Genomic DNA, 15,357 nt, shown 5'->3' with positions numbered 1-15,357 from the left:
CCAGAGGAGCCAGCATGACCCCACAGTCACCCGGCGCGCGGGCGAGCGGCCCCGCGGCGGACGTCCTGGACTTCCCGCTGCCGCCGCCCGGCACCCTGGGGCCGCCCGAGACGTGCGCGCGGCTGCGGGAGAGCCGTCCCGTGGCCAGGGTCGGGCTGCTGATGGACGCGACCGCCTGGTACGTCACCCGGTACGAGGACGTCCGGGCGCTGCTCGCCGACCCGCGGCTGATCAGGCCGACCATCAACGACTGGCCGCCGCGTCCCGGACCGGACGCCGACGCCGGGCCGAGCCTGGTCACCATGGCGGAGCTGGACGGCCCCCGGCATCTGGCCCTGCGCAGGTCCGTGGCCCCGGCGTTCAGCGCGGGAGCCGTCCGGGACCGGCTGCCGCGCATCCGCGCGCTCGCCGGCCGGCTGCTGGAGGAGTTCGCGGCGGGCGGCCCTCCCGGCGACCTGGTGGCCGGGTTCACCGAGCCGTTCCCGCTGCTCGTGCTGTGCGACCTGGTGGGCATCCCCTGGCAGGACCGGGACTGGTTCCTGCCGGTCCTGGACGCCGCCCTCGGCGGCATGGTGACCGCCGAGGAGGGACGCAGGGTCACCGACCTGCTGCGCGCGTACATCACCGAGCTGATCGCGCGGAAGCGGAGCCGGCCCGGCGACGACGTCCTGACCCTGCTGGTCCGCGAGGCCGAGGACGGGACGCTGACCGACGACGAGGTGACGGCGTTCGGGCTCTCCATGCTCACGGTCGGCTTCGGCATCAGCGGCTTCTTCCTGGCCGGCTCGGTGCACACCCTGCTGCACCGGCCGGACCAGTGGGCCCGCCTGCGCGACCACCGCGACCTCATGCCCGGCGCGGTGGAGGAACTCCTGCGGTACATGCCGGTGATGAACGGCACCGTGATGCTGCTCGCCACCGAGGACATCGAGGTGGGCGGGCAGACCGTCCGCGAGGGCGACGCCGTCATCCCCGTGCTGGCCTCCGCCAACCGCGACGGGAGCGCGTTCGCGGACGCCGACGGGCTCGACCTGTGCCGCGCGGACAACCCCCACCTCGCCTTCGGCCGGGGCACCCACAACTGCGTCGGCGCGCACCTGGCGCGCGCCGAACTGACCGTGGGAATCGAGGCGTTGCTCGACCGCTTCCCAAAGCTGCGCCCGGCCCGGGGCCAACAGCCGCTCTGGGACGACCAGTCCGTCACCAAGTCACCGCTGACCCTCCCGGTCGGCTGGTGAGCCCACCCGCAGGCGCCAGGGGAGGTCACCCGTGAACACCACGCCGGAACCCGCCGTCGACGTGCCCGCCGTGCCCGTCATCGAGCTGCCCCTGCCGCCGCCGGGCACCATGGGCCCGCCCGAGGAGTACCGGCGGCTGCGCCGGGAATGCCCCCTGGCCAGGGTCAGGCTGCCGATCGGCGCCACCGCCTGGTACGTCACCCGCTACGACGACGTCAAGGAACTGGTCGCCGACGCCCGGCTGATCAGGCCGAGCATCACCGACTGGCCGCCCCGTCCGGGCCATGTCCCCGGGGACGAGCCCGGCCTGGTCACGATGATGGAGCTGGAGGGCCCCCGGCACGCCGCGCTGCGCCGGGCCCTGAGCGAGCCGTTCAGCGTCCGGTCGGTGCGCAGGTGGATGCCGCGCATCCGGGAGTCGGCCGACCGGCTGCTCGATCCGTTCGTCGCCGGGGACCAGCCCGGCGACCTGGTCGTCCGGTTCATCGAGCCCTTCCCCGTCATGGTGATGTGCGACCTGGTCGGCATCCCCTACGAGGACAGCGACTACTTCCTGCCCAGGGCGGACGCGGCACTCGGCGCCATCCTCACCCTGGAGGAGGGCCGCGAGGCCACGGCCCAACTGCGCGAGTTCGTCACCTCGTTGCTCGACCGGAAGCGGCGCGAGCCCGGCGACGACATGCTCACCCGGCTGGTCGGGGAGTGCGATCGTGGCGCTCTGGACCACGAGAGCGCGGTGAACTTCGGGCTGTCCATGCTGGTCGCCGGATACCGCACGAGCACCATGTTCCTGGCCGACGCGGTGCTGACCCTGCTGACCCTGCCCGGCGCGTACGCGCGGCTGCGCGACCACCGCGCCCTGCTGCCGGGCGCGGTGGAGGAACTCCTGCGCTACGTGCCGGTGATGAACGGGGTCGTCGTCCTCCAGGCCGTCGAGGACATCGAGTTGCACGGCCGGACGATCCGCGCGGGCGACGCCGTGCTGCCCGTGCTCGCCGCGGCCAACCGCGACGAGCGCGTGTTCACCGACGCCGACGGGCTCGACCTGTGCCGCGCGGACAACCCCCATCTCACCTTCGGCCGCGGGGCGCACAACTGCATCGGCTCCCATCTGGCGCGGGCGCAGATGACCGTGTGCCTGGAGGCGCTGTTCGACCGGCTCCCGGATCTGCGCCTGGCCGAGGGCCACCGCCCCATCTGGGAGGACGAGTCACCGAGCAAGTCGCCGCTCACCCTCCCGGTCAACTGGTGAACCCGCCGCTCACGCGGTGTGCACCGCCTCCCCCGCGACCAGGGTGAGCACGGCGCGGGTGCCGGCCACGTCGGTGTCCGGGGCGAACAGGTCCCGGTCGAGCACGGCGAGGTCGGCCGCCATGCCCTCGCGCAGCAGGCCGACTTCGTCGTCGTTGCCGTTCACCCAGGCCGAACCGGCCGTGTAGGCGCGCAGGATGTCGGTCAGCTCCAGCCGTTCGTGCGGCACGAACGGACGGTCTGCGCCCGGCCATCCGGTGTGCGCCGAACCGGGCGGTTCGGTGCGGTGCACGGCGACGTGCATGGCCTGCCACGGGTCGGCCGTGGTGACCGGCCAGTCGCTGCCCCCGGCGAGCCGGGCGCCGCTGTCCAGCAGCCGGCGGAAGGGGTACTGCCGGCCGGCCCGCGTCTCGCCCAGCAGCGGGTTGGTCAGCTCGTCGGTCTGCTGGTGGTGGGTCGCCCACAGCGACTGCACGTTGGCCGTCACGCCGAGGGCGGCGAAGCGGGCGATGTCCGCGTCGTCGACCAACTGCACATGGGCGATGTGGTGGCGCCGCTCGCGGGCGCCGTTGGCGGCGGCAGCGGCCTCGACCGCGTCCAGGCACTCGCGCACCGCCCGGTCGCCGATCGCGTGGAAGTGCACCTGGAACCCGGCGGCGTCCAGCAGGGTCACCGCGTCGGCGAGCAGTGCGGCGGGCACGTTGGAGTGGCCGAGGTTGCCGGTGGCGCATCCGCAGGAGTCCAGATAGGGCTCCAGCAGGGCGCCGGTGCCGTTCTCCAGCACGCCGTCCTGCATCACCTTCACGGCGCCGGCCCGGAAGCGGCGGCCGGGCTCGCCGCGCCGCGCCACCAGGTCGTCGAGCTGTTCGAGACCGCGGTCGCGGTCCCACCACAGGGCGCCGGTGACCCGGGCCTTCAGCAGTCCCTCCGCGTCGGCCCGCCGGTAGGCGGCGAGCGTGTCGCCGGCCCCGCCGTAGGCGCCGACGATGGCGTCCTGCCAGCCGGTGATGCCGTACCGGAAGAGATGGGTCTGCGCGTGGCCGAGCGCCGCGAGCTGGTCCTCGGCGGTGTCCGGCGGGAGCAACCGGGCCACCAGGTCCATGGCGCTCTCATGCAGCACGCCGGTGGGCCGGCCGGCCGCGTCGCGCTCGATCCGTCCGGCGGGCGGGTCCGGGGTGGCCGCGTCGATCCCGGCGCGCTCCAGTGCCGCCGAGTTGACCCACGCGGAGTGATGGTCGGCGTTGGGCAGGAACACCGGCCGGTCCGGTACGGCGGCGTCCAGGGGCTCGCGGGTGGGCCAGCCGCCGGGGAAGCAGTCCATGCTCCAGCCGCCGCCGAGGATCCACGCCCGGCCGGGGTGGGCGGCCGCGTACTCCCGGACGGCCGTGAGGCAGCCCTCGGCGTCGGTGGCGCGGGTGAGGTCGCAGCGCAGCGCCTCCAGGGCGCCCCAGACCGGGTGGATGTGCGCGTCCTGGAGGCCGGGCACCACGGTCCGGCCGGCCAGGTCGAACGTCTCGGCCGGGCGTCCGGCGGCCTCGCGCACCTCGGCGTCGGTGCCGACGGCCGAGATGCGGCCGCCGGACACGGCGACGGCCGTGGCGTCGGGGCGCCGCGGGTCGCCGGTCCAGACCCGGCCGCCGTGCAGGACGAGGGTCATGCGCCGGCCCCGTGGGTGCGCAGCACGTACACCTTGCGCAGGGTCTCGTGGACCTGCCAGGTGCCGCGCCAGCCGGCCGGCATCGCGAGGGTGGCGCCGGGACGCAGCTCGACGTCCTCACCGTCCTCGGTGCGGACGGTGGCGGATCCGGTCAGCACCTGGCAGAACTCGTCGTAGCCCTCGCGGGTGGCGGTGAAGTGGCCGGGGTCGCACTCCCAGACGCCGATCTCGGCCAGCCCGTCGGGCGACTGCCACAGGGTGCGGGTGGTCTCCCGCTGGCCGGTGGTGCTGGTGGGCTTGGGCGCCATGGGGGGCAGGTCGGCGCTCGCCGCGTCGGCGAGGAAGGCGACGGGGGGGACGAGTGCGGTGGTGTCGGTGTCCATGGGTTCACCGCTCCTTTCAGCGTCCGCTGATGACGTTGGCGACGCGTGCGATGACGGAGGTGCGCTCAAGACCGGAGTTCTCGTGCCGGTCGGCGGCGCGGTAGGCGACGTAGAGGCTGCGCACGCCGAGCCAGCGCAGCGGCTCCGGCTCCCAGCCGCGCACCTTGCGGCCCACCCAGGGCAGCCGGGCGAGGTCGGTCTGCTGACCGAGGATCAGGTCGCGCAGGGTGCGTCCGGCGAGGTTGGTGGTGGTCACGCCGTGCCCGACGTAGCCGCCGGCCCAGCCGAGGCCGGTGTCCCGGTCCAGGTGGACGGTGGCGCACCAGTCGCGCGGCACGCCCAGCACTCCGGACCAGGTGTGGTCGATCGCGACGTTCCCGGTGGCCGGGAAGTGCTGCCGGAGGATGGCCAGGAGCTGCGCCTGGGTGGCGTCCCGGGTCTCGCCGCGCTGGTCGACGTGGGAGCCGAACATGTACGGGATGCCGCGCCCCCCGATGGCGATGCGGCCGTCGGTGGTGCGCTGGATGTAGCAGTACGAGTTGGCCTCGTCCCCGATGAGTTCGGCACCGCGCCAGCCGATCTCCTCCCACACGGAGGCGGGCAGCGGCTCGGTGACGATCATGCTGCTGTTCATCGGCAGCCAGACCCGGCGGTGGCCGCGCAGCCCGGCGGTGAACCCCTCCAGCGCCCGGATGACGTACGACGCCCGGACGGTGCCGTGGGTGGTGACCGCCTCGCGCGGGCGGATCTCGGTGACCTCGGTGCCCTCGTAGATCGCGACGCCCATCCGCTCCACCACGTCGGCCAGGCCCCGGACCAGCTTGGCGGGCTGGATGCGGGCGCAGTGCGGGCTCCACTGGGCGTAGCGGGCGCCGGCCACGCGGACCCGCCGGGCGAGCTGCTCCGCGTCGAGTTCGACGAGGTCGTCCTCGCCCCAGCCCTCGGCGCGCAGTGTGGGCAGCCCTTCGCGCAGCCGCCGCTCCTGGGCGGCGTTGGTGGCGACGTGCAGCAGGCCGTCCTTCTGGATGTCGGCGTCGATGCCCTCCTCGGCGGCGACCCGGATGACCTCGTCGACGGAGGAGAACATCTCCCGCTGCAGGGCGACGGCCTGCTCCCGGCCGTGCGACTTCGCGTAGCGGCGCATCTGGCCGGGCGGTTCGGCGCTGAGCCAGCCGCCGTTGCGGCCGGAGGCGCCGAAGCCGGCGAACTCCTTCTCCAGGACGGCGATCCTGAGGTCGGGCTGGGCCTTCTTGAGGTAGTAGGCGGTCCACAAGGAGGTGTAGCCGCCGCCGACGAGTGCGATGTCGACGTCCAGGTCGCCGGGCAGGGCGGGGCGGCGGGCGGGGACGCCGCCCTCCCGGAACCAGAAGGAGACGTCGCCGTTGACGAAGGTGGGGCTGGTGGCGGGAGTGGTGCTCATCGTCCGCTCTCTTCCGCGGCGGCGACCGGGGTCCGGTCGCCTGAAGTGGGTGGGTGGGTGGTGCCGGAGGGGTCGTCGAGCAGGACGCCGCGTTCGACGTCCCAGACCACGGTGACCTCGTCGCCGTGGCGGACGCCGGAGAGCCGGTCGGCCTGCTCGCGGGCGAGCAGCACGGTGCCGTCGGGCAGGGCGAGTTCGAGCTTGCGGCCGGAGCCCAGGTATATCTCCTGGGTGACGCGGGCGGGCAGCGCGTTGACGCCGGGGGCGGCGGGCTCGGCGGCCGGCTGCACCCGCAGGTGCTCGGGCCGGACCACGACGGCGGCCGGACCGCCGCCGGGCAGCCGGCCGGCGACGCGTACGGTGCGGTCGCCGACCCGCACGCGGGAGTCGTCGCCGTCCGCCTCGACGCGGCCCCGGACGGTGGAGGACTCGCCGAGGAACTCGGCCACGAAGAGGCTGCGGGGCCGTTCGTAGAGTTCGCTCGCGGTGCCGACCTGCTGGATGCCCCCGTCGTCGAAGACGGCGATGCGGTCCGACAGGACGAGTGCCTCCTCCTGGTCGTGGGTGACGAAGACGAAGGTGGAGCCGACCTCCTGGTGCACCCGCTTGATCTCCAGCTGGAGGGACTCGCGCAGCTTCTTGTCGAGCGCGCCGAGCGGCTCGTCCATCAGCAGCACGCTCGGCTCGTACACCACGGCGCGGGCCAGGGCGACGCGCTGCTGCTGTCCGCCGGACAGTTCGCGCGGCCTGCGGTGGCCGTAGCCGCCGAGCCGTACGGTCTCCAGGGCCGCCTCGACCATCTCGGCGCGGCGGGCCTTCGGCACCTTGCGCTGCTTGAGCGGGAAGGCGACGTTCTCCGCGACGGTCATGTGCGGGAAGAGCGCGTAGTGCTGGAAGACCATGCCGATGTCGCGCCGGTGCGGCGGCAGGTCCTGCATCTGCTTGCCGCCGACGGTCAGCGTGCCGGAGGTGGCGGCGGTGAACCCGGCGATGATGTTGAGGGTGGTGGTCTTGCCGGAGCCGCTGGGGCCCAGCAGGGTCATGAACTCGCCCGGCTCGATCACCAGGGAGACGTCGTCGACGGCGACGGAGTCCGCGTACTCCTTGCGCACCTGCGCCAGTTCGATACGGGCTCCGCGCGCCTTGATGAGGCTGGTCTCAGCGGACACGGTTCCTCCTGGCGGTGGCGAAGGTGGCGGCCAGTACGAGCACCGTGGTGAAGACGATGATCAGGGTGGCGGCCGCGGCGATGGTGGGGTCGGTGTCCCGGGTCACGCTGGCGAACATCCTGACCGGCAGGGTCTGCAGGTAGGGGCTCTGGATGAACAGCGAGACCACGACCTCGTCGAAGCTGGTGACGAAGGCGAACAGGGCACCGGAGACGACGCCCGGGGCGATCAGCGGCAGGGTCACCTGCCGGATGGCTCCCCACCGGGTGGCGCCGCAGATCAGTGCGGCGTCCTCCAGGCGCCGGTCGAAGCCGCGCAGGCTCGCCGTCACCGGGATGATCACGAACGGCAGGGCCAGCACGGTGTGGGCGGTGACGAAGCCGAGCAGGGTGCCCAGCAGGTTGTACTGGAGGAAGAGCGCGTACACGCCGATGGCGACGACCACGGTCGGCACGATCATGGGGGCCAGCAGCAGCCCGTACGACGCCTTGACCCAGCGTGAGCCGGAGCGGGTGAGCGCGATCGCGGCGGCGGTGCCCAGGGCGGTGGCCACCACCGCGACCAGGGCGCCGACCTGGAGCGAGGAGAACAGCGCCTCGGTCCACCGGGGGTCGGTGAAGAAGTTGGTGTACCAGCGGGTGGACCAGCCGCTCGGCGGGAACACCAGGGACGCCTTGTCGGTGAAGCTCAGCGGGATCACCACGAGCGTCGGCGCGATGAGCCACAGGCCCACCAGCGCGCTGAACGCCCAGAGCGCGATCCGCGCGGGTGCGGTCCTCATCGGGCACCTCCCCGGCCGCGGGTGAGACGCAGGACGACGCCGACCAGTCCCAGCAGGACCAGTGTCACCGCCAGCAGCACCACGCCCATCGCTCCGCCGCGGCCCCAGGCCAGCAGCCCGTTGACCTGGGTGAAGATCTGCTGCGAGATCAGCGCCTGGTCGGGCGAGCCGAGGAGCGCCGGGGTGACGTAGAAGCCGAGCGAGGTGATGAACACGGTCAGCGCGCCGGCGCCCACCCCGGGCAGCGACAGCGGCACGAACACCCGCAGGAACGCGATCGCCGGGCGGGCGCCCATGCCCTGTGCGGCGTCCAGGAGCCGGCGGTCGATGCCGCTCATCACCGCGTACAGCGGCAGCACCATGAACGGCATCAGCACCTGCGACATGCCGATCACCACGCCGGTGGGGGTGCGGATCAGCTGGAGCGGGCCGAGACCCACGGTGCCGAGGATCTGGTTGACCACGCCGCTGTCCTGGAGCAGCACCACCCAGGCGAAGGTGCGCACCATCAGGCTGGTCCAGAACGGCAGCAGCACCAGCAGCGTGAGCCAGATCCGCGCCCGCGCGCCGACGACGGTCATCAGGTAGGCGTACGGGTAGGACAGCACGAGCGTCACCAGGGTGACGACGGCGCCGACGGTCAGGGTGCGCACCAGCGTGGCGAGGGCGACGTCGCTGGTGAAGAACCAGGAGTAGTTGCCCGCGCCGGGCGTCGGTTCGCTGACGCTGCGCCAGGCCATCAGGCCCAGCGGCACCAGGAAGAGCACGGCCAGCAGGACCAGCGCGGGCAGCAGCAGCCATCCCCACCGGCCGCCGGCGCCCTTGCGGGGCCGGCCGCCGGTGGCCGGGGAGGCGATCTCGATCAGGGCTGTCATGGGTTACCGCGCCAGCCAGTCGGACCACTTCTGGATGACCTGCTCCTGGTTCTTCGCCCACCAGTCGTTGTCGACCTGGAGCGCCTGCGCCTGCCGCTCGGGGGTGGTGGTCAGGTACTGCGTGCCGAGCGTGTCGAGCTTGGGCTTGGCGTCGGTGTTGATCGGCGAGTAGGAGGTCAGCTCGGTGAGCTTGGTCTGCTGGCGGGCGCCCAGGTAGTAGTTGATCAGCGCCATGGCGGCCTTCGGGTTCCTGGCGCCGACGGGGACGGCGAGAGAGTCGGAGACCGGCAGGAACTGGTTCCACTGCGGGGCGAAGTGGGCGCCGTTCTTGACCGCCGAGTAGGCGCGGCCGGACCACACCATCGCCATGGAGACCTCACCGGACTCCAGCAGTTGCTGGGACCGGGCGCCGGTGTCCCAGAAGACCAGCGAGGAGCGGACGCTCGTCAGCTTCTTCAGGGCCCGGTCGACGTCCAGCGGGTACAGCTGGCCGGGGGCGACCCCGTCGGAGATCAGCGCCGCCTCCAGCGCTCCCGGGGCCGCATCGGACGCGAAGCCGGGGATCGCGCGCTTGCCGGGGTACTTCTTGGTGTCGAGGAAGTCCGCCCAGTCCTTCGGCGGGTTGTCGCCGAACTTCTTCTTGTCGTACATCAGGACGACGCCGTAACTCATGGCCGGCACGGAGCACTTGTCCTCCGTGCCCTCGGGCAGCTTGGAGGTGTCGACGATGTCCTTGTCGAGCGGCATGAACATCTTGCCGCACTGGCGCTTGGCCCAGAGCGTGTCGGCGTCCACCACGTCCCAGGTGACGTTCTTGGCGTCGACCTGTGCCTTGACCTTGGTGTAGTCGGTGGGTCCGTCGGAGAGGACCTTCGCCCCGGACTCGGAGGCGAACGGCTTGACGGCGGCGGCCTCCTGGCCGTCCTGGTAGATGCCGCCGTAGGAGGTGAAGGTGAGGGTGACGCCGTCGAGCGCGCCCTTCTTCACCTGGCCGGCCACGGCCGGTCCTGGGCCGAGGTCGACGTCGGCGGCGGCCGGGCCGGTGCCGGCGCAGCCGGTGAGGGTCAGCAGCAGGGCGCCGGCGGCAGCGGCACACCCCATGATTTTGCGTGATATTCCGGGCATGACTGTCTCCAAGGAGGACGGCGAAGACACAAGAGGACCGAGAGGGCACGGCGCGCGGACGCACGGCGGCGGGGCACCGCGCGGGAAGGGCGCGGTGAAGAGGGGTGCGGCGTACGGGGCTGGGCAGTCGGGTGCGGGGCGGGGGGGTCAGTCCGGGGTCGGCGGGCTGATGATCCAGAGGATCTCGGCGGGGCCTTCGTGGTGGTTGGCCACGCGGTGCGGCACCGAGGAGCGGTACTCGATGCTGTCGCCGGCCTCCAGGTCGTGGGCCCGGCCGTCGAGCTCGACCCGTACGCCGCCGCTGATCACCAGGAGGATCTCCTGGGAGTCGCCATGGGTGTAGGCGTCGTCACCGGTGGAGGCTCCGGGGTCGAACTCGCCCGCGTAGACCTCCAGATGGCTGAGCGGGCGCTGCGAGATGAGTAATTTGCGGCTTCCTGGAGCGGTGTGCAGCATCGGCCGGTCGGCCTTGCGCACCACCCTCGGACCGGGCCGGCCGTCCTGGTCGAACAGGTCGGCCACGGTCAGACCGAGCGAGTCGGCGATCCGCCGCAGCATGCCGATGGAGCAGTTCACCTGCCCGCGTTCCAGCTGGCTGAGGAACCCCGGGCTGGCCTGCGCCGCCTCCCCCAGGGCCCGCAGCGACATCCGCCGCATCATCCGGTACTCCCGGATGCGGGCCCCCAGCGCCGCGTCGGCGGCACCGTCGGTGTCACCACCGGAGGGGCCCGGCAACGAACGATCAGTCATGAGCGAACACCTGATACATCTTCAGCGAACACTTTGTTCGCTGGGGTGATACGGACCGTACGCCGACGTGACCTGCGAGACAAGACCCTCTCCTCGCCGTCACCGGAACGTGATCCCCCGCGTACGCGGCTAGCCGGACACGGCCTCCCGGTCGACCGGGCAGCTCATGCAGCGCGGGCCGCCCCTGCCCCGGCCCAGTTCGCTGCCGGGGATCTCGATGACCTCGATGCCCTGCTTCCGCAGGTGGGTGTTGGTGGTGGCGTTGCGCTCGTAGGCGACGACGACGCCGGGTTCGACGGCGAGGACGTTGCAGCCGTCGTCCCACTGCTCGCGCTCGGCCGCGTGCACGTCCTGGGTGGCGGTGAGGACCCGGATCTCGCTGAGCCCCAGCGCGGCCGCGATCGCGCGGTGCATGTGCTCCGCCGGGTGGTCGGTGACCTTCAACTCCTTGTCCCCTGAGCCCGGTTCGATGGTGTACGAGCGGAGCATGCCGAGCCCGGCGTACTGCGTGAACGTGTCGCCGTCGATCATGGTCATCACGGTGTCGAGGTGCATCACGGCCCGCCGCTTGGGCATGTCGAGCGCGACGATCGTCCGGGCCGAACCTGCGGCGAACAGCTTGTGCGCGAGCATCTCGACGGCCTGGGGCGTGGTGCGCTCGCTCATGCCGATGAGCACGGCGCCGTTGCCGATCACGAGCACGTCGCCGCCCTCGATGGTGGACGGGTAGTCGGCCTGCCCCTCGGACCACAGGTGGAACGACTCGTCCCGGAAGAGGGGGTGGTAGCGGTAGATCGCCTCGAAGTGGACGGTCTCGCGCTGCCGGGCGGGCCAGCGCATGGCGTTGATGGACACGCCGTCGTAGATCCAGGCGGAGGTGTCGCGGGTGAAGAGGTGGTTGGGCAACGGCCGGAGCAGGAAGTCGTCCAGTTCCATGGCGTGGAAGCGCACGGACGTCGGCTCCTCGTGTGCGGCCAGGAACTCCCGCTTGGTCATGCCGCCGACCAGGGCCTCGACCAGTTCGCCGGCGGACAGGGTCTCGAAGGCGGCCCGCAGGTGATCGGTGGCGAGCGGCCCGTACTCCTTCTCGTCGAAGACCCGGTCCAGGACGAGCGAGCGGGCCGACCGGATCTCCATCGCCTCGGTCAGCAGGTCGCCGAAGAGGTGCACGACGACCCCGCGGTCGCGCAGCACGTCGGCGAACCCGTCGTGTTCGGCACGCGCCCGGCGCACCCACAGCACGTCGTCGAAGAGGAGGGCGTCCTTGTTGCTGGGGGTGAGCCTCTTGAGCTCGAGGTCGGGCCTGTGCAGGATGACCCGGCGCAGCCGCCCGGCCTCGGAGTCGACATGGAATCCCATGCCTCCATCCTGGCCAACGGCGGCCGGTTTCACCCTTCGCGCACCTGTTTCCACGGCCTCCTTTTTTCGTCATCCTGACGAGAGTGACCCGAAGCGGCGGGCCACCCCGTCACAGACGCGGGTCCACCGGCTCGGACTCCAGCGCGAGCACACCGAACACCGCCTCGTGCACCCGCCACAGCGGCTCGCCGTCGGCCAGCCGGTCCAGGGCCTCCAGACCGAGGGCGTACTCGCGTATGGCCAGGGAGCGCTTGTGGTGGAGGGAGCGATGACGCAGGCGGGCGAGGTTGTCCGGGCGGGTGTACTCGGGACCGTAGATGATCCGCAGGTACTCGCGTCCGCGGCACTTGATGCCGGGCTGCACCAGCCGTCCTGTCTCGCCGCGCACCAGCGCGCCCAGCGGCTTGACGACCATGCCCTCGCCGCCGCGTCCGGTCATCTCCAGCCACCAGTCGACGCCCGCCCGCACCGACTCCGGGTCGGCCACGTCGACGTACAGGCGGCGGGTGGTCTGCAGCAGACCGGTCGCGTCGTGCTCCACGAGCCGGTCGATCAGCGCCAGTTGCTCGTCGTGCGGCAGTCCGGCCAGGCTGCGGCCCCGCACCGCCAGGATCTGGAACGGTGCCAGGCGGACTCCGTCCAGGCCGTCGGTGGGCCAGCAGTAGCGACCGTAGGCGGCCGTGAACGCGGACGCGTCGGCGGCCCGTTCACGCTGCCGGCCCAGCAGGTCCGTCACATCGACGCCGCGCGCCGCGGCTCCTTCGAGGGCGGCCAGCGCGTCCGGGAAGACCGCTCCGGCGGCCGCGCCGACCGCCGCGTACTGCGAGCGCAGCAGCCCGGAGGCCTTCAGCGACCACGGCATCAGCTCGGCGTCGAGCAGCAGCCAGTCGGTGTCGAGGTCCGCCCACAGGCCCGCCTCGGTGGCCGCCGCGCGCAGCCGCCCGAGCATCTCCTCGGTGACCGAGGGGTCGTCGAAGAAGGGGCGTCCGGTGCGGGTGCAGAGCGAACCCGTCGCACCGTCCACTCCGAACCGTGTCCGCGCCGCCTCCGCGTCCCGGCAGACCAGGGCCACCGCCCGCGAGCCCATGTGCTTCTCCTCGCACACGACCCGGGCCACCCCGTCCTCCCGGTACTGGGCGAACGCCTCCTGCGGGTGCTCCAGGAAGAGTCCGTCAGCGGCTCCGCCGCGGGCCTCCGCCTTCGACGTCGCCGTCGGCGCCATGGTGGGCGGCAGGTACGGCAGCAGCCGCGGGTCGACCGCGAAGCGGCTCATGACCTCCAGGGCCGCCGCCGCGTTCTCCTCGCGCACCGCGACCCGTCCGGCGTGCCGGGTCTCGACGCCCCGGCGGCCGTGCACGTCGCCGAGGTCCAGCGGACGCCCGTCGTGCCCGCCGGGCGCCTCGGTGCGCAGCGGCCTGGCCGGTTCGTACCAGACCCGCTCGGCCGGTACGTCGACAAGTTCCCGCTCCGGCCAGCGCAGCGCGGTCAGCCTGCCGCCGAACACCGCGCCGGTGTCCAGGCAGATGGTGTTGTTGAGCCATGTGGCCGCCGGGACCGGGGTGTGGCCGTAGACCACGGCCGCCTGCCCGCGGTAGTCCTCCGCCCACGGGTAGCGCACCGGCAGGCCGAACTCGTCCGTCTCCCCCGTGGTGTCGCCGTAGAGCGCGTGCGAGCGCACCCGGCCCGAGGTGCGGCCGTGGTACTTCTCCGGCAGACCGGCGTGGCTGACCACGAGCCGCCCGCCGTCGAGGACGTAGTGGCTGACCAGACCGTCGATGAACTCCCTTACCCGTGCCTTGAACTCCTCGCTCTCCCCTTCCATCTGCTCGATCGTCTCGGCGAGTCCGTGGGTGTGCTGGACCTTGCGGCCCTTGAGGTGGCGCCCGTACTTGTTCTCGTGGTTGCCCGGCACGCACAGCGCGTCGCCCGACTCGACCATGGACATCACCCGGCGCAGCACACCGGGGCTGTCCGGGCCGCGGTCGACGAGGTCGCCGACGAAGACGGCGGTACGGCCCTCGGGGTGCGTTCCGTCGGCGTAGCCCAACTTGGCCAGCAGGGAATCCAGTTCGGACGAGCAGCCGTGGATGTCGCCGATGATGTCGAACGGTCCGGTGAGGTGGGTGAGGTCGTTGAAGCGCTTCTCTGTGACGACGGACGCGTTCTCGACCTCCTCGGCTCCGCGCAGCACGTGCACCTTGCGGAAGCCCTCGCGCTCCAGGTGCCGCAGGGAGCGCCGCAGTTCGCGGGTGTGCCGCCGGATCACCCGGCGCGGCATGTCGGCCCGGTCGGCGCGGGCCGCGTTGCGCTCGGCGCACACCTCCTCCGGCACGTCTAGCACGATGGCGATGGGCAGCACGTCGTGGCTCTTCGCGAGGTCGATCAGCTGCCGCCGGGCGTCCTGCTGCACGCTGGTGGCGTCCACGACGGTACGGCGGCCGGCGGCCAAGCGCTTGCCGGCGATGTAGTGCAGCACGTCGAAGGCGTCGCGGGTGGCGCCCTGGTCGTTCTCGTCGTCGGAGACCAGTCCGCGGCAGAAGTCCGAGGAGAGGACCTCGGTGGGCTTGAAGTGGCGCCGGGCGAAGGTGGACTTGCCCGAGCCGGAGGCGCCGACGAGGACGACCAGGGAGAGGTCGGTCACGGGCAGGACGCGTCCTGTGCGCTCGGGGGTCTGTGTCTCGGTCATGCCGCCTTCGCCTCCTTCTCGCTGTCGCTGCTGTCGTTGGTGGTGCCGAGGGTGAACACGGCCATCTGGGTGGGCGGTCCGACCTCGGGGTCGTCGGGGCCCACGGGGCGGAACCCGACCTCGTAGCCGTGGCGTTCGGCAACCGCGTGCGCCCACTGGGCGAACTGCTCACGGGTCCACTCGAAGCGGTGGTCGCCGTGCCGGGCGTGTCCGGCGGGGAGGGTCTCCCAGCGGACGTTGTACTCGACGTTCGGGGTGGTCACGAGGACGGTGCGGGGGCGGGCGGCGCCGAACACCGCGTACTCCAGGGCGGGCAGCCGGGGCAGGTCGAGGTGCTCGATCACCTCGCTGAGCACGGCGGCGTCGTAGCCCTTGAGCTGCTTGTCGGTGTAGACGAGCGAGCCCTGCCGCAGCGTGACACGGGCGGCCTGCCGCTCCCCCATCCGGTCCAGCTTGAGCCGCCGGGCGGCGATGGTGAGCGCCCGTACCGACACGTCGACGCCGACGATCTCCGTGAACCGCGCGTCCCGCAGCAGCGCCTGCACCAACTGGCCCTGTCCGCAGCCGAGGTCGAGGACCCGGGCGGCCCCGTGCTCGTGCAGCGCGGCGACGATCGCGTCCCGTCGCCGCACGGCCAGCGGAGTCGGCTTCTCCTCGGTCTCG

General features: G+C 72.4%; 13 protein-coding genes. 2 read left to right on the top strand and 11 right to left on the bottom strand.

Annotated elements, in window-relative coordinates:
- The first annotated feature begins 14 nt into the window (after window positions 1–14).
- Both ACIP4X_RS31815 and ACIP4X_RS31810 read left to right on the top strand, forming a co-directional pair.
- The gene (locus ACIP4X_RS31815; RefSeq protein WP_391457216.1) at window positions 15–1,238 is read left to right on the top strand and encodes a cytochrome P450; all 1,224 of its coding nucleotides are present in this window, start codon (window positions 15–17) and stop codon (window positions 1,236–1,238) included.
- 31 nt (window positions 1,239–1,269) lie between these two features.
- Entirely contained in the window at window positions 1,270–2,490 is a 1,221-nt protein-coding gene (locus ACIP4X_RS31810; RefSeq protein ID WP_401351630.1) for a cytochrome P450, read from the top strand.
- 9 nt (window positions 2,491–2,499) lie between these two features.
- Here ACIP4X_RS31810 and ACIP4X_RS31805 read toward each other — a convergent pair whose 3' ends face one another.
- From ACIP4X_RS31805 to ACIP4X_RS31755, 11 genes are all read right to left on the bottom strand, one after another.
- Window positions 2,500–4,146, bottom strand: a complete 1,647-nt coding sequence (locus ACIP4X_RS31805) for an amidohydrolase (protein WP_401351628.1) — start codon at window positions 4,144–4,146, stop codon at window positions 2,500–2,502.
- Complete coding sequence (locus ACIP4X_RS31800) at window positions 4,143–4,529, bottom strand: cupin domain-containing protein (RefSeq protein WP_358735023.1); 387 nt, start codon at window positions 4,527–4,529, stop codon at window positions 4,143–4,145. The genes ACIP4X_RS31805 and ACIP4X_RS31800 overlap by 4 nt, the downstream gene beginning before the upstream one ends.
- A 16-nt stretch (window positions 4,530–4,545) precedes the next feature.
- Complete coding sequence (locus ACIP4X_RS31795; protein ID WP_401351626.1) at window positions 4,546–5,949, bottom strand: NAD(P)/FAD-dependent oxidoreductase; 1,404 nt, start codon at window positions 5,947–5,949, stop codon at window positions 4,546–4,548.
- Window positions 5,946–7,118 (bottom strand): ATP-binding cassette domain-containing protein, encoded by a 1,173-nt coding sequence (locus ACIP4X_RS31790; RefSeq protein ID WP_391457223.1) that lies wholly within the window; start codon window positions 7,116–7,118, stop codon window positions 5,946–5,948. The genes ACIP4X_RS31795 and ACIP4X_RS31790 overlap by 4 nt, the downstream gene beginning before the upstream one ends.
- Entirely contained in the window at window positions 7,108–7,899 is a 792-nt protein-coding gene (locus ACIP4X_RS31785) for an ABC transporter permease (RefSeq protein ID WP_358735018.1), read from the bottom strand. Before ACIP4X_RS31785 ends, ACIP4X_RS31790 begins: the two co-directional genes overlap by 11 nt.
- Window positions 7,896–8,774 (bottom strand): ABC transporter permease, encoded by an 879-nt coding sequence (locus ACIP4X_RS31780; RefSeq protein WP_358735016.1) that lies wholly within the window; start codon window positions 8,772–8,774, stop codon window positions 7,896–7,898. The genes ACIP4X_RS31785 and ACIP4X_RS31780 overlap by 4 nt, the downstream gene beginning before the upstream one ends.
- 3 nt (window positions 8,775–8,777) lie before the next feature.
- Window positions 8,778–9,875 (bottom strand): ABC transporter substrate-binding protein, encoded by a 1,098-nt coding sequence (locus tag ACIP4X_RS31775; RefSeq protein ID WP_358735014.1) that lies wholly within the window; start codon window positions 9,873–9,875, stop codon window positions 8,778–8,780.
- A gap of 171 nt (window positions 9,876–10,046) precedes the next feature.
- Complete coding sequence (locus ACIP4X_RS31770; protein WP_391457227.1) at window positions 10,047–10,649, bottom strand: cupin domain-containing protein; 603 nt, start codon at window positions 10,647–10,649, stop codon at window positions 10,047–10,049.
- Between the two features lie 129 nt (window positions 10,650–10,778).
- Complete coding sequence (locus ACIP4X_RS31765) at window positions 10,779–12,008, bottom strand: arginine deiminase (protein ID WP_358735010.1); 1,230 nt, start codon at window positions 12,006–12,008, stop codon at window positions 10,779–10,781.
- A gap of 109 nt (window positions 12,009–12,117) precedes the next feature.
- Window positions 12,118–14,694: a polynucleotide kinase-phosphatase gene (locus ACIP4X_RS31760; protein WP_391457229.1), complete on the bottom strand. Its 2,577-nt coding sequence runs from the start codon at window positions 14,692–14,694 to the stop codon at window positions 12,118–12,120.
- The coding region (locus ACIP4X_RS31755; protein WP_401351622.1) for a methyltransferase at window positions 14,691–15,357 on the bottom strand (667 nt) is incomplete at its 5' end. The genes ACIP4X_RS31755 and ACIP4X_RS31760, both read right to left, overlap by 4 nt.

Origin of the sequence: Streptomyces sp. NPDC088817 (genome assembly GCF_044750345.1) — a bacterium.
In the GTDB taxonomy this organism is placed as follows: Bacteria; Actinomycetota; Actinomycetes; order Streptomycetales; family Streptomycetaceae; genus Streptomyces.
The sequence above is the reverse complement of the archived record's forward strand: the minus strand, read 5'-3'. Positions and strand labels throughout refer to the sequence as shown.

Coding starts and splice junctions, on each gene's coding strand:
- ACIP4X_RS31780 (WP_358735016.1), bottom strand. CDS start 8,774: ATGACAGCCCTGATCGAGATCGCCTCCCCGGCCACCGGCGGCCGGCCC.
- ACIP4X_RS31770 (WP_391457227.1), bottom strand. CDS start 10,649: ATGACTGATCGTTCGTTGCCGGGCCCCTCCGGTGGTGACACCGACGGT.
- ACIP4X_RS31785 (WP_358735018.1), bottom strand. CDS start 7,899: ATGAGGACCGCACCCGCGCGGATCGCGCTCTGGGCGTTCAGCGCGCTG.
- ACIP4X_RS31760 (WP_391457229.1), bottom strand. CDS start 14,694: ATGACCGAGACACAGACCCCCGAGCGCACAGGACGCGTCCTGCCCGTG.
- ACIP4X_RS31805 (WP_401351628.1), bottom strand. CDS start 4,146: ATGACCCTCGTCCTGCACGGCGGCCGGGTCTGGACCGGCGACCCGCGG.
- ACIP4X_RS31765 (WP_358735010.1), bottom strand. CDS start 12,008: ATGGGATTCCATGTCGACTCCGAGGCCGGGCGGCTGCGCCGGGTCATC.
- ACIP4X_RS31800 (WP_358735023.1), bottom strand. CDS start 4,529: ATGGACACCGACACCACCGCACTCGTCCCCCCCGTCGCCTTCCTCGCC.
- ACIP4X_RS31775 (WP_358735014.1), bottom strand. CDS start 9,875: ATGGGGTGTGCCGCTGCCGCCGGCGCCCTGCTGCTGACCCTCACCGGC.
- ACIP4X_RS31815 (WP_391457216.1), top strand. CDS start 15: ATGACCCCACAGTCACCCGGCGCGCGGGCGAGCGGCCCCGCGGCGGAC.
- ACIP4X_RS31795 (WP_401351626.1), bottom strand. CDS start 5,949: ATGAGCACCACTCCCGCCACCAGCCCCACCTTCGTCAACGGCGACGTC.